At 48.8% G+C, this 22,592-nt stretch carries 24 protein-coding genes; all 24 read right to left on the bottom strand.

Features of this window, described 5'->3' with window-relative positions; genetic code table 11:
* Positions 1-3: 3 nt before the first annotated feature.
* Positions 4-2,064 (bottom strand): hypothetical protein, encoded by a 2,061-nt coding sequence (locus tag PHR44_06605; protein MDD4910324.1) that lies wholly within the window; start codon positions 2,062-2,064, stop codon positions 4-6.
* Between the two features lie 15 nt (positions 2,065-2,079).
* Positions 2,080-2,841, bottom strand: coding sequence for a DUF3108 domain-containing protein (locus tag PHR44_06610; GenBank protein ID MDD4910325.1), 762 nt, complete (start codon positions 2,839-2,841; stop codon positions 2,080-2,082).
* A 13-nt stretch (positions 2,842-2,854) separates the two neighbouring features.
* Positions 2,855-3,013, bottom strand: coding sequence for a DUF5989 family protein (locus PHR44_06615; protein ID MDD4910326.1), 159 nt, complete (start codon positions 3,011-3,013; stop codon positions 2,855-2,857).
* Positions 3,014-3,024: 11 nt separating this feature from the next.
* On the bottom strand, positions 3,025-3,414 hold the full coding sequence (locus PHR44_06620) for an SxtJ family membrane protein (protein ID MDD4910327.1): 390 nt from the start codon (positions 3,412-3,414) through the stop codon (positions 3,025-3,027).
* Positions 3,414-5,243, bottom strand: coding sequence for a carbamoyltransferase (locus PHR44_06625; GenBank protein MDD4910328.1), 1,830 nt, complete (start codon positions 5,241-5,243; stop codon positions 3,414-3,416). Before PHR44_06625 ends, PHR44_06620 begins: the two co-directional genes overlap by 1 nt.
* A gap of 6 nt (positions 5,244-5,249) precedes the next feature.
* A complete protein-coding gene (locus PHR44_06630) occupies positions 5,250-5,918 on the bottom strand; it encodes a polysaccharide deacetylase family protein (protein ID MDD4910329.1) in 669 nt (222 codons plus the stop codon).
* A 100-nt stretch (positions 5,919-6,018) separates the two neighbouring features.
* Positions 6,019-7,023, bottom strand: a complete 1,005-nt coding sequence (locus tag PHR44_06635; protein MDD4910330.1) for a hypothetical protein — start codon at positions 7,021-7,023, stop codon at positions 6,019-6,021.
* A gap of 21 nt (positions 7,024-7,044) precedes the next feature.
* Positions 7,045-8,250, bottom strand: a complete 1,206-nt coding sequence (tyrS, locus tag PHR44_06640; GenBank protein ID MDD4910331.1) for a tyrosine--tRNA ligase — start codon at positions 8,248-8,250, stop codon at positions 7,045-7,047.
* Entirely contained in the window at positions 8,243-9,793 is a 1,551-nt protein-coding gene (locus PHR44_06645) for a 30S ribosomal protein S1 (GenBank protein MDD4910332.1), read from the bottom strand. Before PHR44_06645 ends, tyrS begins: the two co-directional genes overlap by 8 nt.
* 32 nt (positions 9,794-9,825) lie before the next feature.
* Positions 9,826-10,434, bottom strand: a complete 609-nt coding sequence (locus tag PHR44_06650; GenBank protein ID MDD4910333.1) for a lysophospholipid acyltransferase family protein — start codon at positions 10,432-10,434, stop codon at positions 9,826-9,828.
* A 6-nt stretch (positions 10,435-10,440) separates the two neighbouring features.
* Positions 10,441-11,835: a phosphoglucomutase/phosphomannomutase family protein gene (locus PHR44_06655; protein ID MDD4910334.1), complete on the bottom strand. Its 1,395-nt coding sequence runs from the start codon at positions 11,833-11,835 to the stop codon at positions 10,441-10,443.
* Between the two features lie 19 nt (positions 11,836-11,854).
* Complete coding sequence (nadD, locus tag PHR44_06660; protein MDD4910335.1) at positions 11,855-12,421, bottom strand: nicotinate-nucleotide adenylyltransferase; 567 nt, start codon at positions 12,419-12,421, stop codon at positions 11,855-11,857.
* On the bottom strand, positions 12,418-13,674 hold the full coding sequence (locus PHR44_06665; GenBank protein MDD4910336.1) for a glutamate-5-semialdehyde dehydrogenase: 1,257 nt from the start codon (positions 13,672-13,674) through the stop codon (positions 12,418-12,420). Before PHR44_06665 ends, nadD begins: the two co-directional genes overlap by 4 nt.
* Before the next feature lie 17 nt (positions 13,675-13,691).
* Positions 13,692-14,765 (bottom strand): glutamate 5-kinase, encoded by a 1,074-nt coding sequence (gene proB, locus PHR44_06670; protein ID MDD4910337.1) that lies wholly within the window; start codon positions 14,763-14,765, stop codon positions 13,692-13,694.
* Positions 14,740-15,693, bottom strand: coding sequence for a GTPase ObgE (obgE, locus tag PHR44_06675; GenBank protein ID MDD4910338.1), 954 nt, complete (start codon positions 15,691-15,693; stop codon positions 14,740-14,742). The genes proB and obgE overlap by 26 nt, the downstream gene beginning before the upstream one ends.
* A gap of 3 nt (positions 15,694-15,696) precedes the next feature.
* Positions 15,697-16,008: a 50S ribosomal protein L21 gene (rplU, locus tag PHR44_06680; protein ID MDD4910339.1), complete on the bottom strand. Its 312-nt coding sequence runs from the start codon at positions 16,006-16,008 to the stop codon at positions 15,697-15,699.
* 122 nt (positions 16,009-16,130) lie between these two features.
* Positions 16,131-17,582: an Rne/Rng family ribonuclease gene (locus PHR44_06685; GenBank protein ID MDD4910340.1), complete on the bottom strand. Its 1,452-nt coding sequence runs from the start codon at positions 17,580-17,582 to the stop codon at positions 16,131-16,133.
* Positions 17,583-17,593: 11 nt separating this feature from the next.
* Positions 17,594-17,905, bottom strand: coding sequence for a TIGR03936 family radical SAM-associated protein (locus PHR44_06690; GenBank protein MDD4910341.1), 312 nt, complete (start codon positions 17,903-17,905; stop codon positions 17,594-17,596).
* Positions 17,906-17,923: 18 nt separating this feature from the next.
* Positions 17,924-19,504 (bottom strand): hypothetical protein, encoded by a 1,581-nt coding sequence (locus PHR44_06695; GenBank protein ID MDD4910342.1) that lies wholly within the window; start codon positions 19,502-19,504, stop codon positions 17,924-17,926.
* The gene (locus PHR44_06700; protein ID MDD4910343.1) at positions 19,491-19,853 is read right to left on the bottom strand and encodes a hypothetical protein; all 363 of its coding nucleotides are present in this window, start codon (positions 19,851-19,853) and stop codon (positions 19,491-19,493) included. Before PHR44_06700 ends, PHR44_06695 begins: the two co-directional genes overlap by 14 nt.
* 1 nt (position 19,854) lies before the next feature.
* Positions 19,855-20,439, bottom strand: a complete 585-nt coding sequence (pilO, locus tag PHR44_06705; protein MDD4910344.1) for a type 4a pilus biogenesis protein PilO — start codon at positions 20,437-20,439, stop codon at positions 19,855-19,857.
* Complete coding sequence (locus PHR44_06710) at positions 20,426-20,998, bottom strand: PilN domain-containing protein (protein ID MDD4910345.1); 573 nt, start codon at positions 20,996-20,998, stop codon at positions 20,426-20,428. The genes pilO and PHR44_06710 overlap by 14 nt, the downstream gene beginning before the upstream one ends.
* The gene (gene pilM, locus PHR44_06715) at positions 20,995-22,014 is read right to left on the bottom strand and encodes a type IV pilus assembly protein PilM (GenBank protein MDD4910346.1); all 1,020 of its coding nucleotides are present in this window, start codon (positions 22,012-22,014) and stop codon (positions 20,995-20,997) included. The genes PHR44_06710 and pilM overlap by 4 nt, the downstream gene beginning before the upstream one ends.
* A 153-nt stretch (positions 22,015-22,167) precedes the next feature.
* Complete coding sequence (locus PHR44_06720; protein ID MDD4910347.1) at positions 22,168-22,584, bottom strand: type II secretion system protein; 417 nt, start codon at positions 22,582-22,584, stop codon at positions 22,168-22,170.
* Between the last annotated feature and the right edge of the window lie 8 nt (positions 22,585-22,592).

The following is a 22,592-nucleotide window of genomic DNA, read 5'->3' on the forward strand; positions in this document are numbered from 1 at the left end:
TCTTTATATATTTAATCTGTAGACCCTTACGGTATCGTTGGAAAAAACCAATTTAAATTCTTCCGGGTTATTTTCAGCCCAGCCATCTTCAAGAGGGAATACCATATCTTTTGTATGTTGAAGCGAATAAATAAACAGAAGATCTGTATTCCTCTTTTTTAGATTGCGCAGCCAAGCCGCGTAATCGGCCCCGCCGCGATAGTTATCCGGCTCTTCGAAACTTTTATGCATTTGCGTGGCGTCATCTGTCCATCTTGGCCATCGGTAGTTAGAATTCTTCAGGTCGTGCAAATGTATCGGGTCAACAGAATTAACCGATACGTAATAAACATTGTTCTTAAGGCCTGTCCCATACAAAGGAAACGGCAGGGGCTTGCCTACATACGCGATATTATCGCCTTTTGTATTCTCATTAAGCCATGCCCAGGATTGAGTAACATCAGGCCCATAGCGCGAATTCTTAATGTAACGTCCATATTCATTTTCTCTATAATCTGAGAACAGCCATCCAAGGCAGAAAATAAAGATCAATACGATCGTAACCGGCCTGGCCTTAGAGAATAAAATGTTCTTTAATCGTTCGGATCTTAAATAGAACACGCAGCCGATAAGTAATAATAAACCCGCCGCGAAAGAAACGATCAGCTCTAAGTGGCGCGCGCACTCAGCCAACGAAGCGATTACGATTATTATAGAGGCCGTCCTGATGAATCTATCGGGGACCCGCAGGGAATCCAGAATATAGAAGCCAACGATCATGCCCATGCCTAACGCCGGATATAGATAACGGGAGTTTGGGATCGGCAGAATAAACCGGTAGATCAGATAAAGCAATAAAGGCAATAACATAAAACAGCCCAAAACAGAATCCCTGTTCCTGTTTTTATATAAATAGAGCGGAAATGCCATGATCCCGGCAGGCAGGATGATGAGCAGCGATTGTATGCCTAATCCCTCATGGAATAGCAGCTTGGCCAAAAAGTATCCTGCCTGCTCATTGCGGGATATAAAAGTCGCTTTATCTATTACGCCCTTAAAAAGGGTCGTTCCCAGCATCTTGACTTCCAATGGATAAAAAGGGTTAGCGGTTAAAATGAAGTTTCTAAGATAGCCGAAGCACCCAAAAATGAATATCAACAGAAAAAACAAAGCCATATACAGGAGCCTGCTTCTTAATCCGATCAGCCTCTGCGTAAAAAGCAGGTATATAAATACCATAAAGACCAGAAGGCCGTAAGGCAGGGCCGTTGTCTTGACGCCTATGAATATTCCAAAAGAAACGGCAAGGATAATAACGTTTTTAATGTTGAATCTTTCTCTCAGGGCTAAAATAAAATTTATTGATACCAGGAATAACGCCGCCAGCATCAGATCTACATAACCGATCTGTAGTTGTTTAAAAAAGTTCGGAATGATTACGAAAAGCGAAGAGGCAAAAAAAGAATGCTCATTATTCAATCTTAACTTTTTGCCGATGGAGAAAACGGCGAAAAAGGCAATGATAAAAAATGGCAGCTGGCCCAAGTCCGCCAAATACGCGCTTTTAAAAGGCAGGATAAGCCAAAGAAATAACAAAGAGCCGTTTATCGGGTAATAAGCCGGAAAAGGATCGTCGCTTACTACAATTGGATTATCAAGATTCCCGTTCTTCAGCCATTCAACGGCAAAGGTAAAATGATAATTCAAACTGTCCCAGCCAAACGGGGGGTTTATCAAGTTTATGAATATCTTCACGATCGCGAAACCGGCAATAAACGCTAATACAAATACAGCCGGCTTGCTTAAAGCGATGCCGGGCTTATGACTGATCTTTGCCGGGCAGGACTGCCTTATGAATACCAGGCCCGTCAATAAAATCAGGGAATGCAGGATGAGGGCGTTGAATAAAGAAAGTATCCGCAATATCCCCAGTAATTCCAGCGAGATAATGACCTGGGCTAAATACAGAATAAAGAAAACGATAAGGCCGCTTTCTCCGTCCTCCGCCGCGAAAAATCTACGGATAATCAACCTTACATTCAGAAAGACCAGATAATTAGCGATCAGAAATATAACGTAATCCATAATAACGCGGCCCGCCTATTTTATATGCGATACCCTTGCCGAGTAAAACATCCTGCCGGAAGCGATCTTTATGAAAACCGGGGTCCTGTTCTTATTATCCAGGATCCACATCTTTACCTTCGAGGCATGGCCGGGGTCTTTGTCGCGCCTCCTGATATCGCCTGTCAATCGCCATACCTTTATATCTTTATTGTTTAACCTGTAAATTATCTCGTCAACTTCTCCGCGAAAGATGTAGTTACGCTGGTTGCTGTTTATGTTCAGATCAAAATATTTTACGGCATCAAAATCCAGCTGCCTTACATAGTTAAAGGCCGATAACGGGTCAAAGGTGCCGGGCAGTATCCCTATCCTCTCACCGTCGGCTATCATAATACCCCTGGAATTACTATATAAGATCTCCTTTACGCCCTTATCGTTACCGTTGATCTTTATGGACTCTTTATAATATACCGGTAGCAGCGACTCCGGGCTGACATACGAGCTTACCTTGAGCTCCGCCTTAAAGAACTTTGAGAATATGTCTTTTGACCTGGCGATAAGGGCGATATTATAAACATTCTCTTCCCTGAATGCCGTAATGCCCTTATTCTCCACTATAGCATCCCCGACAGGCAGGAATCCGAAAAGCTTTACCTCAAAGTTTACGGCCGTAGCGGCTGGAATGCCTTCTTTCATCAATGACCCCACTACCGAACGCGGGTCATTCTCCAGCACCGCGAATACACAGATGAATAACGCTATCAGTAAGAGAAAAAATAACGCCTTCTTAACCATACGCCTCCCCGCGTTAAAACAACGTGTAAATAAACGGGGCTACGGCTGAGCCGGAAGATAAAAATATCAACAGACCAAGAAGCAGAAGCATTATTATAATGGGGGTCAGCCACCACTTCTTCCTTACCCGTAAAAAAGCCCAGAATTCTTTCAGGATCGACAATTTACCCATAATACCCTCCTTTAGAACTGCCGCTCATAATCGGTTGACTTCGGATCAACCTTTTTCCAGTAAGTAGAAGAATTACCCAATTTTTTGTCTAACAGATCCTTGCCCGCGATCTTTAAGATCATACCTATGGGCGTCAAGACCAACAAAAAGATCAAAGACAGTATGAGGCGCGAAACAACATACCCCAATACCTCTGCCAGGCGCATCCAGGGGATATAAATAACCCTGAGACATCCCGGTATAAATATGCCGGCCGATAAGAACAATAGCGAGGCCGCAAGCAGGGCTTTATTGATCTCCCTGTGTTTTAAGAAAATAACCAGGCCGATGATCAGCAAGCATGCCGCCATCGTTACCGCGAACTTTCTTAAACCCGCCTTTGATAGATCCAGCTTTTCCATCAGTCCAACTCAAACTCTTTCTGCCAGCGTGAATCATGCTCAACCGGCTTTTGTTCTTTTTTATGCAACAGAAACCTGCCAATGCTTAAATAATCCATATCAGTGCGCATAAAACAGGTAAAGGCGTCTTTGGGTGTGCAGACGATCGGCTCTCCCCTCACATTAAAAGATGTATTTATGACCACGGGGCATCCGGTCAGTTTGTAAAATTCATTGATCAGATCATAATATAGCGGATTATGCTCCCTTGTGATCGTTTGTATCCTGGCGGAATTATCCACATGGGTAACAGCGGGTATAACCGAACGCTTGACCTTAAGCTTGTCAAATCCCCGCGGCCCCCTCCGGGAATCCTCTATAGGCAGAAGCTTGTCGCTCTTCACATCCGCCACAAGCAGCATATACGGGCTTTCTCCCTCAAATTCAAAGTAATCCGCCGCCTTCTCCCTGAGGACGGTCGGGGCGAACGGCCTGAATGACTCGCGGAATTTTATCTTGAGATTCATGCGGAACTGCATCTCCGCGGAACGCGCGTCCCCTATTATGCTCCTTGCCCCTAACGCGCGCGGCCCGAATTCCATACGGTGCTGAAACCAGCCGATAACACTGCCGCCTGCCAAAAGAGCGGCGACGCCCCTAGCCAGTTCCTCATCGCTGTTAAACTTATGATATGGCGCGCCTTCCTCTTTAAGAAACTCCTCTATTTCTTCATCTCTAAAACGCGGGCCGAGAAATGAGCCCTTTTGGCTGTCATGCCGCTCATCGCAAAGCCGCTTATTACCCAGGACCTTATGCCAGATCAACAAGGCAACGCCCAACGCCCCTCCGGCGTCGCCGCTTGCCGGCTGTATCCACAGATCTTCTAACCCGGCCTCCCTGAGGATCCTGCCGTTTCCCACGCAATTTAACGCCACGCCGCCCGCGAGGCAAAGCTTGCTTTTACCGGTTACTTTAAGCGCGTATTTTGCCGCGCGCAGCATTACCTCTTCGGTAACAACCTGGATGGACCTGGCCAGGTCCATATGCGCCTGCGTGATCTTTGTTTCGGGTTTACGCGCCGGGCCTCCAAAAAGCCGTTCAAACCTCCTGTTTACCATCTTCAGTTGATCACAATAGCCAAAATATTCCATATTTAACTTAAAAGAACCGTCTTCTTTCAGGTCTATAAGTTCCTTCAAGATCAAATCCGCGTATTTCGGCTCGCCATAAGGCGCCAGCCCCATAAGTTTGTACTCCCCTGAATTGACCTTAAACCCCGTATAGTATGTAAACGCGGAATAAAGCAGCCCTAAAGAATGCGGAAAATCTATCTCATACTGCAGGTTGACCCGATCTCCTTCGCCGATGCCGATACTGGCCGTGCCCCACTCTCCTACTCCGTCCATAGTTAATACGGCAGCCGTGCTGAAAGGGGAAGGATAGAAAGCCGACGCAGCGTGGGACTCATGGTGGCCGGCAAATAAAATCTTGCCGTTGTAGCCTGTTTCTTTCTTGATTATCTCCGGTATCCAGATCTTCTGCTTAAGCCACAAAGGCATTGCCTGATAGAACGTCTTAATGCCTCTCGGCGCGTAGGAAAGGGCGGTTTCTAATATTCTTTCAAATTTAATAAGCGGCTTGTCATAAAACCCCGTGTAGTCCAGGCGGCCAGATTCAATCCCCGCCTCCTTCAAGCAATAATTTATGGCGCAAATGGGAAAACCGGCATCGTGCTTACGGCGCGTAAATCTCTCCTCCTGCGCGGCGGCAACTATCTCTCCGTCGCGCAGTATGGCAGCGGCGCTGTCGTGATAGAACGCCGAAATTCCCAGAATATACGTGGGCTTCATATCGGCTTAATTAGGCGCTTTGTATTTCCTGAACATATTATAAAAACCTGACAGCTTTGCCCGGAGCACGATCGGATTGGCGGAGCCATTGGTCATCTTTATCCGCCTTATCGCATAAATATTATCCCCCCTGCCCCGGTTGGTGGTGCATGCCGCCTTGAACCCCAGATCCCTGGCGATATCAATGGCGTCTTGCGTATAACCACCGGTGGGATAGCATAAGAGCGTCACCGTATCCCCTGTATTGCGCTCAATCGCCTGTTTGGACTCAGACAACTCCGCGCGTATCTTCTCAACCGTCAGGTCCGGAAGATAGGCGTTATTCGCGGTATGAACCCCGATTGAAATACCGTTCTTTATCATCTCGCCTATCTGCTCCCAGGAGAGATATCCGGCGCGCCCCACAAAATTGCTTATCACAAAGATAGTCGCGGGAAAACCGCGTTCCTTGAGAATTGGGAACGCGTTTATGTAGTTATTTTCGTATCCGTCATCAAAGGTAATGACCACTGACTTCGCGGGGATGACTTCGCCTTCCAGGGCCGCGTCCGCGTATTCATCTAAGGATATTACTTTGTAGTTATGCTCTGCGATGAATTTCATCTGCTTCAGGAAGTTCTCTGTCGTTACGTCAAGGGTGCCCATGTCTTCTTCAGAGCCGATGCTATGGTACATTAAGATCGGGGTTTGCCGCGGAAGGAATATATATATACAACCAGGCAAAACTACGCTAAGCAGGAGCGCAGAAAATAGTATTCTTTTCAAACGCATAAACTCAGGATAAAAGATTAAGTTCGCCTAATTTTTCCGATAAATAATCCGCGATAATATTGTTTGCCCTGTGGTTCTTATGCCTGTCGATCTCATTTATGGCCAGATCATCCGGCTCAAGATTCAACTCTGCCAGATAATATACAGGATCAATTATGGCCAGATTGGGATGCTCTATTGAGCCGATCTTTTTATTTATATTCCAGAAAGGGTAACCAGTTTTAAAATCCGTGACCGAAGCGCACATCTCCGGAACAACTGCCAGAACCAGCCTTATGCCGTGATTTTCGGTAAGATCTGCCATCCGCAGGATAGTATCGCGCGCCTGGCTGAAGGCATCCGAAGAATATAGATATCGATTATGGTCTACCTCGTTATGGATGCCCTTCGCCTGCCTTTGCCTGCGGATATTGTATTTCTTCCACCTGTAAAGAAAATACCTGGCCGTAAGCGAATGCGTATTAAGGAAATTCTTTTTAAAATAAAACTCCGGCTCGTCCGCGTCGTTAAAACAATAATATACAATTACTAAATCGGGGTTATATTTCATCCCCTTGACTTTAAGCATCTCTAACTCCTGAAAACTATTATATCCTTCCACACCCATATTAATAACTTCAAACCTCGCGGGAGAAAAGTTATTATTCAAAGATGCCTCTAATTGTTTCGCGATAGTATGTTCTAAAGGCAGGAACCGGCCAAAGGCCTCAGAATCACCGATAAATACTATACGAAACACCCCTTGCGGCTTCTCCTGAGGGTACTCCTTATCCCTGAAGCCGTCAGAGTTGATCTCGATCTTATAACCCCGGTCTCTGTAATCTTCGAACGTGTTTGGCTTAAATTCATACCGTAAAATTTTGTTATCACTCTTCTGAAATATATTCGCCTTCCAGGGGAAACGGCCCATTTCCCAGAACAGATACAGCCCTGCCTCAAAAATAAGAAACATAGCGGTAATAACGGCTATGTTCACGATTATGACTTTAGATATGGATCTTCTATCCATATATATTTATTTTATGGATTTTCAGCTCTGTATTGCGATCTTTAAAAACCTGCGTGAGCCGGCCTTTAATATCCCCGGCCTTGCAACGGAAAACTTGTCGTCAACGATCTTGCCCCCATCAAGGCTGACCGCGCCCTGCGCGATAAGGCGCCTGGCCTCGTTGCCGCTGCCTGCCATCCCGGAATCGGTCATGACCTTGACAATATTCTCCTGGCCGCTGATCCTGTATTCAGGTATGTTATCGGGCAATTCTTTGTTGGAAAATACGCGCTTGAATTCATCGCGGCTGCGCTCTGCCTCTTTTTTTGAATGATATTTACCGACGACCATGAACGCGAGCCGCTCTTTGGCCTCCCTGGGATGCATCTGTTTTACGAAAGACAGATCTTCATCGGTCAATAATTCATAGTAACTCATCATAAGCGCGTCGGAAACGGACATGAGCTTGCCGAAGATCTCTTTCGGCGGCTCATCAATGCCCACGTAATTCGCGAAACTCTTGCTCATCTTCTGCGTTCCGTCCAGGCCTAGAAGAAGCGGCATCAATATCAGCGCCTGCGGCTCCTGGCCGAAATCCCTCTGTAGATCCCTGGCCATAAGCAGGTTGAATTTCTGGTCAATACCGCCCAATTCAATATCCGCCTTTAAAACCACGGAATCATATGCCTGCATCAGGGGGTAGAATGTTTCCAGCAAGCTTACGGGCTTATTCTCCTTCAGGCGCTTGGAAAAGTCATCGCGCTCAATAAGCCGTGAGATGGTGCATCTTGAGGCAAGCGCCATGAAGCCGTCAAGATCAATGTGCATATTGCCCTTACGTTTAGAGGAAAGCCACGCGCTGTTCCTCTTTATCTCAAATACCGCCCTGTCCGTCTTGAGTATCTTGCGCGCCTGCTTCAGGTAGGTCTTGAGGTTTACCTCAACCTCCGAGGCGGAAAGCATCTTTCTCGCCTGGCTCTGGCCGGAAGGGTCCCCTATCATAGCCGTGTAATCACCGATAAGGAATACCGCCTTATGCCCCAGGTCCTGGAATGCCCTGAGCTTCTCCAGCAACACGGTATGCCCAAGATGCAGGTCCGAAGAGGTGGGGTCAAATCCCGCCTTAACGATAAGCTGCCTTTTGTTGTCGTAACTATGCCGTAATTTCTTAAGCAGCTCTTCCTCGGAGATTATCTCAACCGCCGCGCGCTTTATTGCCTTTAACTGCTCTTCGACCGGTTTAAACATTGGCGCTCAAACCTATTTTCTCCTGCTCAATATCTACCTTTATTACTTTAACCTTGATCTTATCTGCCGGCTTAAGGGCGCTCATCGCCTCCTTGCTGATCTCGTTGGAAAATATCAGGCCCTCGAGGCCGTCTTCCAATTTCACGAATACGCCGAAATCAGTGACCTTCACTACCTCGGAATCCCAGGAAGAATCAATGGCGTATTTTTCGGCGATCCCGGCCCAGGGATTCTCCTCTAACTGCTTTAACCCGAGGGACAGCCTGCGGTTGGAGCCGTCAACCTGAAGCACGACCACATCCACTCTCTGGCCTTTCTTTAATACGTCCTGAGGATTATTCACTCTTTTCAGCCAGGACATATCGTTGACGTGGACCATCCCCTCGATACCGTCGTCAAGCTCTACAAACGCGCCGTAATCCGCGAAGCTCTTGACCTTGCCCGATAATCTGGAGCCGACGATATATTTTTTCTCCGCGTCAAGCCAGGGGTTCGCCTCCAGCTGCCGCACGCTCAAGGAGATCCTGCGGTTATCCTTATCCACGTTCAATATCTGCACCTCCACAATATCGCCTATGGCAAAGATCTCCTGCGGATTTGTTATCTTCTTGGTCCAGGACATCTCCGAGATATGCACCAGCCCTTCTATCCCTTTCTCGATCTCCACAAATACGCCGTAAGGCAGTATGTTCACCACCTTGCCTTTTATTTTTGAACCCACCGAGAATTTGGACTCCACGTCTGACCAGGGGTCGGGCAGCCTCTGCTTCAGCCCAAGAGATACTCTGTGCGTCTGGCTGTCCACGTTCAATATAGCCACGTCTATTTTATCCCCCACTGTCAGCATCTCGGAAGGATGGGCTATTTTTGACCATGACATATCGGTTATATGCAGGAGCCCGTCCAGGCCTCCCAGGTCAATGAACGCGCCGAAGTCGGTTATTGCCTTTACCAATCCCTGCCTTATCTCGCCGACCTTCAATTCCCCCCAGAGCTTATTCCTGGCATCCTCTCTTTCTCTCTGCAGCGCCTCGCGCCTGGAAACTATCAAACCCTTCCTCAGATTGTCCACCTTTATCAGCTTGAATTTGAACAACTGGCCGATAATGTCTTTATCAGGCACACCCTTGAACATGGATAAAGACGCCGGCAGGAACGCCTCTGTGCCCATGACATCAACAAGAAAGCCTCCCTTGACCTTTTTAACCGGACGGCCGTCGATCAGATCGCCCTCCTTGTACTTCTGGGTTATCTTATCCCAGCCCTGCGCCTTATACGCCTTTTCCTTTGAGAGCACAACCTTGCCGCTATCATCCTCCACGGCCTCCACCAAAACCTCGATCTCCTTGCCTACCTCCAGCTCGTCCTTGGCAAATTGAGCAAGCGGGATAAACCCTTCGGATTTATATCCGACGTCAATAACCGCCTCTTTCTGAGTGATCGCGATTATCCTGCCCTTAATGATATCCCCCTCCTTAACCGGCTTTATGCTTTCTTCATAAAGCCGCTCGAACGCTGAACTGCTTTCTGTTTTTTTAATCATTTACCTTTTATCCTCCTTAATATAGAATTTTTTTAATTTGGAACATTTCCCTTCAATTTACCGATCTCATCCATGACCATCCGCGAAACCTCAAGGTCGCTTTTGCCACTCTGCCTGTCCGCCCTGATCGCCTCGCCGAAACAAACAAAGATCTCTGCCCGCCTTATCCTTTGTGACCCCTTTGGCATAGCTGAATCGGATCCCTTTATATAAGCGGGTACTATGGGAACCCCGGCTACCCTGGCTAAAAAGCCTATGCCGCGGTTCACCCTGAAATCGTCTCTAAGGCCGGCTCCGCGCGTGCCTTCAGGAAAAACAACCAGCCCCCTGCCTCCTTTCAAGATCTCTACCGCCCGGCGTATGGCAGCCGAGTCGGCGGTGTTACGCTTCACGGGGAAAGCGTTACTATGCTTAAGTATCCAGGAAAAAAGCGGGAAACTGAACAACTCGCTCTTTGCCATATAACTCAATTTTCTTTTGCTGATAGTGCCGAGCAGGACCGGATCTATGTTGCTTAAATGATTACTCGCTAATATAAACGGCCCCTTATCCGGCACGTACCCGCTTCCAGCGACTTTTATTTTACAGCCTGATATTCTAAGGACCAATACGCATATAGCCCTGAATATTACATACAGCATGATGTTTTATTTAACCAATGACTTGCCGTATTCAAGTAAACGCCTGGCTTCTTTAAGGCTCTTGGACTCGGCATACACGCGGATTATCGGCTCTGTGCCGGAGCCCCTTATCATTATCCAGCTGTCGTTATCCAAAATCAGCTTAACGCCGTCAAAGTCCTTCCTTTCAACTACCTTCCTGCCGATCACCATATCCGTATTCTTAAAACCGTCAATATCAAAACTACCCGTCTGGCGCAAGGCAATGCTGTCCTTGACATAGTAATACCTGCCGTATTTCTTCTCCATATCGGCAATGATCTTATCTATTGATTTCCCGCGGTAAGCCATCATCTCAAGCAGCATAAGGCCGGCCAGCGTTCCGTCACGCTCAGGTATGTAGTTCTTAAACCCTATTCCTCCCGCCTCTTCGCCGCCCACAAGCACATCGCGCGTATTCATAAGTTCAGAAATATACTTGAAGCCGACAGGTGTCTCGAACATCTCAACGCCTAAGTCCCCGGCTATCTTATCAAGCACGCGGCTGCCGCATATCGTCTTTACAACCGCCCCCTTCATGCCTCTGTCCTGCTTAAGGTGTAATATCAATAACGCCAGTATCTTCTGAGGGCTGATAAACTCTCCATCAGGCGCCAAAGCCGCTATCCTGTCCGCGTCACCGTCAAGCACAAGCCCTATATTAAATCTGCCTTTTTTCATTTTAGACATAGACGGCCCTAAATTCTCCGGTATGGGCTCGGGCTGGCATCCGCCGAAAGAAGGGTTATATTCCCGGCGCGCGAATTCAATTCTTATACTGCTTCCTTTAAGTATCTCTGATATCAGGCCGTCCCCGCTGCCGTGCATAGTATCAACCAGGATCTTGAATTTCGCTTTCTTCAAGAGCTTAAGGTCCACGTAGGAACGCAGGAATTTAACGTAGTCATTTACAAAATCTCGATACGCGACCAGGCCCGTACCCTTTCCTCGCGCGCGATAAGGAGAAAGCAGTTTCTCCACTTCAGAAGTCACCTCCGAACCAGCGGCGCCTCCGGAAGAGGTCTTTATTTTGATCCCGTTATAACTGGACGGATTATGGCTGGCGGTGATCACAATGCCAGCGCTGGCCTTAAATCTTTTTACGGCAAGGCTGACTGCTGGAGTAGGAAGATATTTATCCGAAAGCAGGACCTTGATGCCGTTTTGGCTCAAGACCTCGCTTACCGTGTGGGCGAATTCTTTTGATAGGAATCTCGTGTCATAGCCGACCGCGAAAACAATCTCTCCGGAAGACAGGCGGCCTTTGTAATAATCGGCTATTGCCTGCGACACTATCCGCACATTCTGAAATGTGAAATTATCCGCTATTATCCCCCGCCATCCATCGGTGCCGAACTTTATCTGGGAACGTATGTCGTCCATTGAAACAAGCCTCCGTTGTTTATCTGTAAAGCCCTCTCTTCTCAATATACCCGCGAACCTCATCAGGAACAAGATACCTTGCCGACCTGCCCGCCCTTATCAGGTTCCTTATTTCATAGGCAGAGATGTCTATGGATTTTATATTTACCTTGACTATCCTTTCCGGAAGGCTTGAGAGTATGTACCCCGGGCGATTAGCGACCACAAAATCAGCCAGGGCAAAGATCTCATCCACGTCCTTCCATTCGCCTAAATAGTTGATAAGGTCCGAACCGGTTATAAAGAAAAGTTTATCGTCAGGATATATCTTTTTAAGCTGCCTTAAGGTCTCAACCGAATAGGACTTGCCTTTGCGCCGTATCTCTATATCAGACACAAAAAAGCGCGGATTTTGTTTCAAGGCCTTCTTCACCATCACAAGCCGGTCTTTCGCGGAGGCGATCGAATCCTCCTGCTTATGAGGAGGTAGGTTGGAAGGGATGAATATCACCCTGTCCAGGCCCAATCCCTGCAAGACCTGCTCTGCCATCAATAGATGGCCGTAATGTATCGGGTTAAACGTGCCTCCTAAAATGCCTATCTTCATGCCCGCACCTGTCCGCTGCCATAAATAGTATATTTATAGGTAGTCAGTTCTTCCAGCGCCATGGGGCCGCGGGCGTGCAGCTTATCAGTGCTTATGCCTATTTCCGCGCCCATACCGAATTCATAACCGTCGGTAAAACGGGTAGAGGCGTTCAGGTAAAGGCAGGCGGAATCTACCTTGCCGAAGAACACCCGCGCGCGCTCCTCATCATCGGTAACAATGCTTTCGGAATGGCCGCTGCCGTACTTATTGATGTGCCTTATGGCCTCTTCAAGGGAATCAACCACCCTTACCGACAGTATCAGGCCAAGGTACTCCTCTGACCAGTCATTTTCCTGAGCCCGCTTTAGCCCCCTTACGATCCTCCTCGTCAGTTCATCGCCGCGTATCTCAACGCCCGCCTCCGCGAGTTGTTTTATCATCCCGGGCAGGAACCGCGCCGCGACATCCTTGTGCACAAGCAGCGTCTCCATCGCGTTGCAGACCCCCGGGCGCTGCACCTTGGCGTTAAAGGCGATCCTCTGCGCCATATTCAGATCCGCCTCTGAATCAATATACACATGGCATACCCCTTTATAATGCTTGATCACGGGTATCCTGGATTTAGCGGCGATCTTTTTTATCAGCGCCTCGCCTCCGCGCGGAATGATCAGGTCTATGTATTTATCAAGAGTGAGCATCGCGTCTACGGCCGATTTATCGGAGAATAAGATCATATTAAGGCAGCCCTGGGGAATGCCGGACTCAAGCGCGGCATTATTCAATGTGTTAAAGATCGCGCGGTTGGAATTCAGCGCTTCGGAGCCGCCGCGCAGAATAACGGCGTTGCCCGACTTAAGGCATAACCCCGCGCAGTCGGCGGTAACGTCAGGCCGTGATTCGTAAATGATCCCTATAACGCCTATGGGCACGCGCACCTTCCTTATCTTGAGGCCGTTTGGCCTCAATGTTTCCTTGATCACTTCTCCTACCGGATCAGGAAGCGAGGCCACCTGCTCAAGGGAAGCGCGCATAGCGGCTACGCGCTTATCATTAAGCGACAGCCGGTCTATTATGGAGGCGGAAAGCCCCTTCTTCCCTGCCAGGGCAACGTCTTTCTGATTAGCGCCAAGGATCTCCTTGATGTTGGAAGATAACGCGGCAGACATATTCCGCAGGGCCCTGTTCTTGATGTTGGTATCAAGGGCGGCTAAATCAACCGCCGCCTTCTTTGCCGCCTGAGCAATTTTGAGTATTCTTTTCTGGATATCCATCTTTCCCCTCTACAGGCTTACGCCTGTAGCATCACCAAATCATTCCTGTGCACTACTTCCCTGGCAAATTTCTTTCCAGTATTTCCCGCGATCGCGGAAGAAGAAAAAGAAGATATGCCGCGCGCGAATTCTTCGCCGTTCTTATCCAATATGCTTATTATTTCACGAGCGTCAAATTCACCTTTGACATCAATAATGCCCACGGCAAGCAGGCTTTTATTTTTATTTATAAGCGCGGCCTTCGCGCCGTCATCAACGACGATCTTTCCCTTCGGCTTTGTCCCGAAGGCGATCCAGTGTTCTTTCGCCGAAAGGCCCTTCTTTGACACGAACAAAGTCCCGTTATCCTGAGGCGCGATCACGGCTGAAGCGACTATTCGCTCCTTATACCCGTTAGCAATGACACATGGTATGCCCGAATCCACCGCGATCTTTGCCGCCTCGATCTTAGTGATCATCCCGCCTACACAAGTCCTGTTTTTAGTAGGGCAGGCCAGGGATTTTATCTCGGCGCCGATCTCATCCACTATCCGAATGACTCTCCCCTCTTTATCCAGCAGCCCGTCCACATCCGAGAGCATGACCAGGAGGTCCGCCTCCACTAATTTTGCCACCAGCGCCGAAAGCCGGTCATTATCGCCGAATTTTATCTCGTCTGTAGAAATAGTGTCATTTTCATTGACTACGGGCACGCGCCCTAATCTTAGTAACGCCAAAAGCGTATTCCTGGCGTTCAGGTAACGCTGACGGCTGTCAAAATCATCCCAGGTCAATAATACCTGCGCGCAGTTAATGCCGAACTTTTTAAATTGGCCCCTATAGTTATCCATCAACTCATTCTGGCCGATGGCCGCGGCCGCCTGAAGCAGGGGCAATTGTTTCGGCCTGGCAGCCAGCTTCATCGACTCCATCCCCAGGGCAATCGCGCCGGAAGATACAACGATGACCTCTTTGCCTTCGGCTTTTATCAATTCGCTGAGCTGCGAAACGATTTCAAAAAAACGCGACAATTCCAGCTTCCTGCCGCTATAAAAAAGGCTTGAGCCGATCTTTATCACGATCCTTTTATATTTTTTTGACGACCGCTTCAAGCAGATCCTCCAATCCTTCTTTCTTCAGCGCCGATACAGGGTAAACCGTTTTCTTAATAATACCCTTGAACCTTCTGAGGTTGGCCCCGGCCGCTTCAAGGTCCATCTTATTGGCCGCGATAACCTGCGGCTTACGCGAAAGTTCACGGCTGTAAGCGCCGAGTTCCTTATTTATTTTTTTATAATCCTCTACCGGGTCGCGGCCTTCAAAACCGGAAATATCCACCAGGTGGATCAGGATCCTGGTACGTTCAATATGGCGTAGAAATTTATCGCCCAACCCTTTGCCCGAAGACGAACCCTCAATTAATCCGGGTATATCGGCGACAATGAAAGACCTTCCCGCGGATTCGGCTACGCCCAGAATAGGGGCCTTTGTGGTGAACGGGTACGCGGCGATCCGCGGCCGGGCGTTTGAAACCGCCGAGATCAAAGTTGATTTTCCCGCGTTGGGAAAACCCACCACCCCCACTTCGGCAATAAGCTTTAAGTCAAGAAGCAGGTCCTTCTCTTCGCCGGGCTCTCCCTCCGTCGGATCTTTGACGTGCTTGTTTCCCAGGCCGCCTTTGCCGCCGCGGGCGGCGATAAACTCTTCCTTATCTATGGTCAGGTCGCGCAATACGCAGCCGGTAGCGATGTCTTTGATCACAGTACCCAGCGGCACCCGGATAACCACCGGTTCGGCCCCGGCGCCTTTTCTATCCTTTCCTGAGCCATGGCCGCCGTGTTTGCCGTGAAAATGGCGGTTATACCTGAAATCCAGAAGCGTATAAAGCCGGCTGTCCGCCAGGATTATTATATCCGCCCCCTTGCCGCCGTCTCCGCCATCGGGGATCCCCTGGCGCGTATATTTATCGCGGTAGAAACTGCGGCAGCCATTGCCTCCAGCCCCCGCCTTCACATTGATCTTAGCGCTGTCAATGAACATTGCTTACGCGGTGATCTCCTTGACCTTCAAACGCGTCAGCTGCTGCCTATGGCCCTTCTTCCAATGAGAGGATTTCCGCCTTTTGTATTTGTAGGAAACAACCTTCTTTGACTTAAAATGCCCTATGACTTCCGCGTCTACCTTCGCCCCTTTAATATAGGGCCGACCGACCTTGATCTCTGATTTATCGGAAATCAAAAGCACCTTATCTAAATGCACGGGCTTTCCTTCTTTTGCCTGGATCGTCTCCGTTTGGATAATATCGCCTTTTTTTACTTTGAGCTGTTTTGCTCCAACCTCAATGATTGCAAACATTTTGAGCCTTCCTCCTTATTCTTTAAGTTTTATACAGGCATTTATGATAACATATAAAAGGACGGCAGTCAATATAAACCTGTGCCATTTATACGCCATTTAATTACAATGAGGGCATAGGGTTACACTTGAATAACCTTGAATTCCTCGAGATGAACGCTGGGGTCGGGATTGACGGATATGCGGCTGCGGAATGTATTCTGGAGAGCCCTGATCCCTGAACTATCCTCCAATAGCTGGCTGGCTACGGACGGATGCACAACGAGATTCAGCTCCTGCCTGACCTTGCCCTTAAGATGTTCTCTTAACGCCCTTACTATTTCAATAGAGACCGTAAGCGCTGACTTGGTCTTCCCCTTGCCCTTACAATAGGGACAGTCCTGAAAAGTCATCGTTTCAAGGGTCCTATGCACTCTTTCCCTGGTCATCTCCACCAGGCCGAACTTGGAAATACCCAGCACGTCTGTCTTGGCCTTGTCGCTGCTCAGGTGCCGTTTCAAGACATCTAAAACAGCCCTGCGGTGGCCCTCTTGTTCCATATCTATAAAATCTATGACTATGATGCCGGCCAGATCCCTCAACTTAAGCTGCCTGGCTGCCTCCTTTGCCGCCTCACAGTTGACCCTGAATGCCATTTCTTCCGGATTAAGGTGCCTTTTGAATCTGCCGCTGTTAACGTCCACAACCACCAATCCTTCGGTGGGCTCTATCACCAGGTATGCCCCGGATTTAAGATAAACCTTCTTGTCGAATATGTCCTTGATCTGTTTATCCACTCCCCTGCTTTCAAATAACGGGGCATCCCCCTGATAAAGGGCGATCCTCTTCCTCAGCGACGGAGCAAAGGCCCTGACAAAGCCGTAGATCCTCCTGAACTCCGCCTTGGAATCGATCGTAAGCCGCTCCACGTCTTCAGTGAAAGAGTCCCTTATAATCCTTAATATTAGGTCGTAGTCCTCGAACAGAAGCGCTGGCGCCTGCTTATGCGAACTGACCCTCTTAGTCGTATGCCACTGCTTAAGAAGATAATAAACGTCCTTCTCCAGTTCTTTTTTTGATTTCCCGCTGGCAGCGGTGCGGATTATGACACCCATGTCTTTGGGCATATTCAGGCCATTCAGTACGCCCCTGAGCCTGCTCCTTTCTTTATCATCGTCAATGCGCCTGGAGATGCCCCTCGTAGGCGAATTAGGCATAAGCACAAGAAATCTGCCCGGCAGGCCTATGAGGCTTGAGAGCCGGGCGCCCTTTGTCCCAAACGGCTCCTTTACCACCTGCACTGTGACCTCCTGGCCCTTCTTTAATTCCTGAAGCCGCGCCGGCTCCATCTGTTCCAGAAGGTCATGCGCCTCGATACCCTCCTGCAGGTATAAAAACCCCTTCTTTGCCAGCCCTATATCCACGAAGGCCGCGTTGATCGAACGTATCACGCGTTCTACCTTGCCCTTATAAATACTGCCTACCACCGTCTTGTCCTGCGGCCTCTCAATATAGAATTCATCAAGATGCCCGTCGCTTATGACCGCCACCTGCTTTTCCTGCATATCAACGCTTATCAATATCTCTTTTCCCATACCGTCCTTCCTTATTTTCTATTAATGCCGAACACCTCAAGCACGTTTACGCCTTCAGGCAAACACGCGTTGAGTTTTCCCTTGAACTCATCAGCGCGTATCGGCTCATTAAGATATATGCTGCATTCTTCGTTATCGCTCTCAAGGCCCAGCCTCAAGGCCCTTTTGAACACGATCTTGGGGCGGGGAGAAAACCCCTTAGTTAAATAAAGCGGCAGCCCCGCCCGCCTTGCCGCGCGCGCGAACAGCCTGACCAGGTCAAGATGCGAGATATATTTTATCTTTCCCCTCTTGTAGAATTTGAAATGAGCGATATAAACCACTTATAAGGCGCGGGTCATTTATCTTTTCTTCTTTTTCTTTTTTCTCTTCCCGTCTATACCGCCGCCGAACTCTTCTTCCGTAGTACCCAGGCCGTCTTTTAAGGCCGCGATCTTATCTTCGGTAAACTCGCCTTCCTTAACGATCCTGGCGGTTATGAAAATAAGCAGGTCTATTTTCTCCCAATCATGGGTAGTACGCTGAAACATAAGGCCCAACAGCGGGACATGCCTCAAGAAAGGCACCCCCGAAACTGTCTTGCCCTTTACGTCTTTAAGCAGGCCGCCTAAGACAATGGTTTCGCCGTCTTTCATCAACACCCGCGTCTCCGCTTCCCGCGTGTTAATTATGGGATACAGATTTGTCCCTACGGTCTGGGTATAGGAAGTTATGGCCGGATGCAGGATCATGTTTATATAGCCCTCCTCCCCTATTTGAGGAAGGACATTGAGCTGTATGCCGATATCCTGATAATAATCAAGGGTCTGGGTAACCGTAAATGATGACTGCGTGCTTTCCTCCGACTTAAGGATCGGGTATTTTGTGCCCACCAGGATAGCCGCCTCCTGATTACTTAAGGCGAGTATGCGGGGGGCTGAAAGCGTATTGGTATTCACATCCTCTTCCAGCGCGTGCACCATGGCTTCAAACGCGCTGCCGCTAAGCTTTTTATAAACTAACTGCAAACCGAGATTGAACGGCTCTACGCCGGTAACATCCGTTACCTTCGGGCCGAATGAAGAAGGCGCTACCTGAGACCCAAGGGTGTGACCGCCGATCTCTGTAATCGCCTGGCCTGTGCTACTTTTGCCGGCGGGTATGCTGGTTATAGTGGAAGAATCAACCCCTGTGCTGCCGGTCCCGAGGTCCACGCCGAGATCCCTCAATTTATCCTTGCTTACCTCCATTATCCTCGTCTCTATATATACCTGTTTAGGCGCGACATCTATATCGGCGACGATCTCTCTTATCTTTTCCAGAACAGGCGGGATATCGCTTACTATCAGCACCTTTGAACGCCCTCTTTCCTGTTCCGCTTCTCTGGTCCTTTTGGCAAGCTCTCCCGTGCCAAACTTCCAGCCGGCCTGGCCTGTCATCTCAAGCACCGTAACCTTGCCGCGCGGCGACAACTGCGGCTCTATGGCCCGCTTGGCATCCTGGGCATCCAGGAATTTCAGTTTAAACACCTGTGACTGTGTCTGCTGCACCTGCTCCAGTTCAACCTCCTGCTGCTTCATCGCGGTCAATTTCTCTATAGGGGCTACGGTTATGATATTGCCGTGCGCCTCATAGGCGAAACCGTAATTTTTAAGTATGGTTTCAAGCGCCTTCTTCCACGGCACATCAACCAGCCGTATCGTAACCAGGCCGATAACCTCGGGTGAAGGCACGATGTTTACCCTGGCCTTGTAAGAAAGTATGCGCAGCACGTCTTTAATATCCGCCTCTTTGAAATCAAGGGTTATCAGTTCGGCCTCCGCGCCGCCTGCCCGGCTGTCGCCTGAGGCCTCATCCGCCAATAGAAAAGAGGAGCCGTCGTGAACGAATACCGCGAAACAAGATAACGCCAAGGCGCATAAAAATATCCTAATATTTTTCATTGACTCCCCCTGTATTCAAACCGACCTCCAGGATCTCGCCTTCTTTTATTAAGAAAACCCTGTCTTTCTCGATCTTGAACACCTCGCAGCCGTTTATTACGTCGCCTTTCTTCACTACCTTCCCGTTTATAATGGCGAGGGAATTCCCTTCCCTGTCATATATTATGCCCTCTAACTTAACTTCGGAATCTTCGCCGTACGGCTCAAGCTTAAGAAGCGCCCCCTCAGGGGTCACCAGGGGGATAAACGGGTCTCTTTTCCGTCCGCTTTCATAAACAAACTCTTCTTCCGCGGCAATAGCGCTGAACGCGAACAACAGGCAGATCAAGGCTGTCTTTACGCCCCTCATTTTATTTTCCTATAAAATACGCCAGCAATACCATATCTATATCGTGATCCGGGTAACCGCTTCCTCTATGGACTATGGAAATACCGTCCACCGCCATAAAAACAGGGAACAGTTCGATCTTGTTTATAAATTTACCCAGCTCATGGAACCCCGATCTCGCCGAAATAATGATCTTTATGTCGAAGAATTTGGAAAGCAGCGTAGTGGCTGCGGGCTTATTCTGTTCATTTTTAACCGACCTTATCTGCAGTATCTTGACGCCGGCACCCTCCGCCATCTTTGAAACCTCCTCTATTAATACCGGTATCTCCTCCTCGCTGATAACCTTCCGCAGCAGGTCTTCCGATCTCTCCGGAGAGCCGGCAGGCCCGGCCTTATATTTTTCCAGCTCAGTTATATCCCTGCGCGCGTTAATTATGTCGGACCTTAATTTCCTGAGATTGGAGTTTACCCCGGAGAGCCGGCTTATTTGAGGCTTAAGCGCCAAATTAGCATCCAAAAGCAGTATCGCCAACGCGGCCGCGCAGGTCAAAATGAGTTTTTTCCTGGCCGCTGTTAATCGCGCGATGACATCATTTCTTCGCATCCGCTTCTCCCGAGATAACGAATTCCGACGCCTCAAAACCCTTTATTTCTTTTTTAGTAATGGAATCCAGCTCCAGCGCGGATAGCCCCTCGGAAAAATAGCGGTCGCCGGCAAGCTGGTTGAGGAATGCCCTTATGAGGCCGGCATCCTGACCTTTTTCAGAGATCACATTTCCGATCAGGTTTAATTTGCCGTCGTTGAATACAAGATTAGTCAGCCACATTCCGCGGGGCAGGTACTCGCTTACTTTACTCAGCTTCCTTGCCCAGATCAATCTGCTTGCCGTAAGCTGCCTTATCGTATTTCTGTTCGCTTCCGCGTCCCTTATATCGGTCCTTAATATATCCGCCTTTTCCATCTGCGGCTTCAAATCGCTAAAGGCCGCCCAGTATTGCCTGTATTGGACATTCTTAAAAATAAGCGCCGCCCATAATATAAAATTCAAAGACACCGCCGCGGCAATGGCCGCGTAGCATACTGTCACAATAAGATTATCGGGCAGACCAAAGCCCTTCTTCGCCCTCTCCGATTCCTCAGGCAGCAGGTCGATCTTGATCATCCTATGGCCAACCCCACGGCAACCGCCAATTTATGTTTATGCTTATTGATCGCGTTTAAATCAAGCGCGGGATCGAGTTCCATGTTGATCAACGGATCCCAACGCGCGAATTCAATACCTGCCGCCTGCCCCAGCGATACATCAAGGCCTGTAAATTCGCTCCCTCCGCCGCTGAGAAAAACCTTCTCTACGCCCGCGGCGCTATGGCTTTCAAAATAATCAAAAGAAGCCCTTATCTCATTAGCCAGGTTGTTTATTGCCGGTTCGCACGCGGCCTTTACTGATGACATTTTTTCCGCGGGATCGGCCTTTAATTCTTCCGAACTCTGAAGATCGATCCCTAAGGAAGAGCCTATCTTCTCCGTAAGCACATTGCCGCCCCAGGAGATCTCCCTGTTAAAAACCGGCACGCTGCCTTCAAGGATATTCAAGCTGGAAACAGAGGCCCCGATATTGAGCAGGGCGCATACCCTGCATTTATAGTCCTTTTGAAATTTAATAAACCGTTCCGTAAACGCGTTGATAAGCGCGATGGAATCTATGCCGACTGAATTTATCTCCAACCCGCTGCCGCGGATCACCTTGATCTTCTCCGTCAGGAAGGCCTTTTTTACGGCGGCAAGCAAAACCAGCATCTTTTTCTCCGGCAGATCGTTCTTAAGTATCGCCGCGTCTATTATACATTCAGATATGGAAAACGGGATATGTTTTTCCGCCTCAAAGTTTAAGGCGCTCTTGAGTTCAGAAGGGCTCATGCCGGGCATAATGACATAACGGCTGATAACGGCGCTGCCTGAAAAAGATATATTCACGGCGATCCCCGCGATATCGTTTTTCCTGACCATATCCGATAAGGCGCCGGGGATATCCACGCAGGGGACGACAACGCAGCGCCTTAACGCTGCCGCGCCCTCTCTTTTCTCCAACGACAGGAATTTTATATTGCCTGTGCCGATATCAAGGGCGTAAGAGGCGTCCTGTTTCGCGAAAAGGCGTTTAAAGAAATAATTCCTCATCCTTAAAAAAAATGCCTCTTTTTTCCAGAGGCAACTGCCATATCCGGGCTCAATTTATGGCCATTTCTCTATAATACATCAATTTTATTTTGCGAATGCCCCGGTCATCCTTTTTCAGGATAACCGGGACATTCTTAAACGTAGCAGTAAATATTAACCGGCTGCGCAAGCGGCTTCCGTCAACACGCCGCCTGTGGTGATCGTATAGGTCTTTGTTCCGGTAGTACCGCAAGTTCCAGGCGTGGCAGTGCAGGAATAACCCGTAGCAGCCAAAGTGCCGCAGGCATAGGTATACCCCTGATAAGGCCCGCCGGTCGTATAATCCTTACCCATATAACTGGGGGTTACGCCTACCAGATCAGCGGCTATGTTATCGGGATAATTTCCGTTATTAGATACCGCGTATGTCTCGCAGGCAGTAGAAAGCGTCCGCAATGTTGCCTGGGCCGCAGCCTCGTTGGCAGTAACCCTCGCCCTCAACAGGTTGGGTATGGCTATGGCCGCCAGAAGCGCGATAATGGCCACTACAATCATGATCTCCACCAATGTAAAACCTTTTCTCATTTTCATTCTACCTC

It is taken from the genome of Candidatus Omnitrophota bacterium (assembly GCA_028707125.1).
GTDB lineage: Bacteria > Omnitrophota > Gorgyraeia > Gygaellales > JAQTUX01 > JAQTUX01.

What these genes read in the sequence shown, in the direction of transcription:
- PHR44_06605 (MDD4910324.1), bottom strand. Translation starts at nt 2,064, where the DNA reads ATGGATTACGTTATATTTCTGATCGCTAATTATCTGGTCTTTCTGAAT.
- PHR44_06610 (MDD4910325.1), bottom strand. Translation starts at nt 2,841, where the DNA reads ATGGTTAAGAAGGCGTTATTTTTTCTCTTACTGATAGCGTTATTCATC.
- PHR44_06615 (MDD4910326.1), bottom strand. Translation starts at nt 3,013, where the DNA reads ATGGGTAAATTGTCGATCCTGAAAGAATTCTGGGCTTTTTTACGGGTA.
- PHR44_06620 (MDD4910327.1), bottom strand. Translation starts at nt 3,414, where the DNA reads ATGGAAAAGCTGGATCTATCAAAGGCGGGTTTAAGAAAGTTCGCGGTA.
- PHR44_06625 (MDD4910328.1), bottom strand. Translation starts at nt 5,243, where the DNA reads ATGAAGCCCACGTATATTCTGGGAATTTCGGCGTTCTATCACGACAGC.
- PHR44_06630 (MDD4910329.1), bottom strand. Translation starts at nt 5,918, where the DNA reads ATGTACCATAGCATCGGCTCTGAAGAAGACATGGGCACCCTTGACGTA.
- PHR44_06635 (MDD4910330.1), bottom strand. Translation starts at nt 7,023, where the DNA reads ATGGATAGAAGATCCATATCTAAAGTCATAATCGTGAACATAGCCGTT.
- tyrS (MDD4910331.1), bottom strand. Translation starts at nt 8,250, where the DNA reads ATGTTTAAACCGGTCGAAGAGCAGTTAAAGGCAATAAAGCGCGCGGCG.
- PHR44_06645 (MDD4910332.1), bottom strand. Translation starts at nt 9,793, where the DNA reads ATGATTAAAAAAACAGAAAGCAGTTCAGCGTTCGAGCGGCTTTATGAA.
- PHR44_06650 (MDD4910333.1), bottom strand. Translation starts at nt 10,434, where the DNA reads ATGCTGTATGTAATATTCAGGGCTATATGCGTATTGGTCCTTAGAATA.
- PHR44_06655 (MDD4910334.1), bottom strand. Translation starts at nt 11,835, where the DNA reads ATGGACGACATACGTTCCCAGATAAAGTTCGGCACCGATGGATGGCGG.
- nadD (MDD4910335.1), bottom strand. Translation starts at nt 12,421, where the DNA reads ATGAAGATAGGCATTTTAGGAGGCACGTTTAACCCGATACATTACGGC.
- PHR44_06665 (MDD4910336.1), bottom strand. Translation starts at nt 13,674, where the DNA reads ATGGATATCCAGAAAAGAATACTCAAAATTGCTCAGGCGGCAAAGAAG.
- obgE (MDD4910338.1), bottom strand. Translation starts at nt 15,693, where the DNA reads ATGTTCATTGACAGCGCTAAGATCAATGTGAAGGCGGGGGCTGGAGGC.
- rplU (MDD4910339.1), bottom strand. Translation starts at nt 16,008, where the DNA reads ATGTTTGCAATCATTGAGGTTGGAGCAAAACAGCTCAAAGTAAAAAAA.
- PHR44_06685 (MDD4910340.1), bottom strand. Translation starts at nt 17,582, where the DNA reads ATGGGAAAAGAGATATTGATAAGCGTTGATATGCAGGAAAAGCAGGTG.
- PHR44_06695 (MDD4910342.1), bottom strand. Translation starts at nt 19,504, where the DNA reads ATGAAAAATATTAGGATATTTTTATGCGCCTTGGCGTTATCTTGTTTC.
- PHR44_06700 (MDD4910343.1), bottom strand. Translation starts at nt 19,853, where the DNA reads ATGAGGGGCGTAAAGACAGCCTTGATCTGCCTGTTGTTCGCGTTCAGC.
- pilO (MDD4910344.1), bottom strand. Translation starts at nt 20,439, where the DNA reads ATGCGAAGAAATGATGTCATCGCGCGATTAACAGCGGCCAGGAAAAAA.
- PHR44_06710 (MDD4910345.1), bottom strand. Translation starts at nt 20,998, where the DNA reads ATGATCAAGATCGACCTGCTGCCTGAGGAATCGGAGAGGGCGAAGAAG.
- pilM (MDD4910346.1), bottom strand. Translation starts at nt 22,014, where the DNA reads ATGAGGAATTATTTCTTTAAACGCCTTTTCGCGAAACAGGACGCCTCT.
- PHR44_06720 (MDD4910347.1), bottom strand. Translation starts at nt 22,584, where the DNA reads ATGAAAATGAGAAAAGGTTTTACATTGGTGGAGATCATGATTGTAGTG.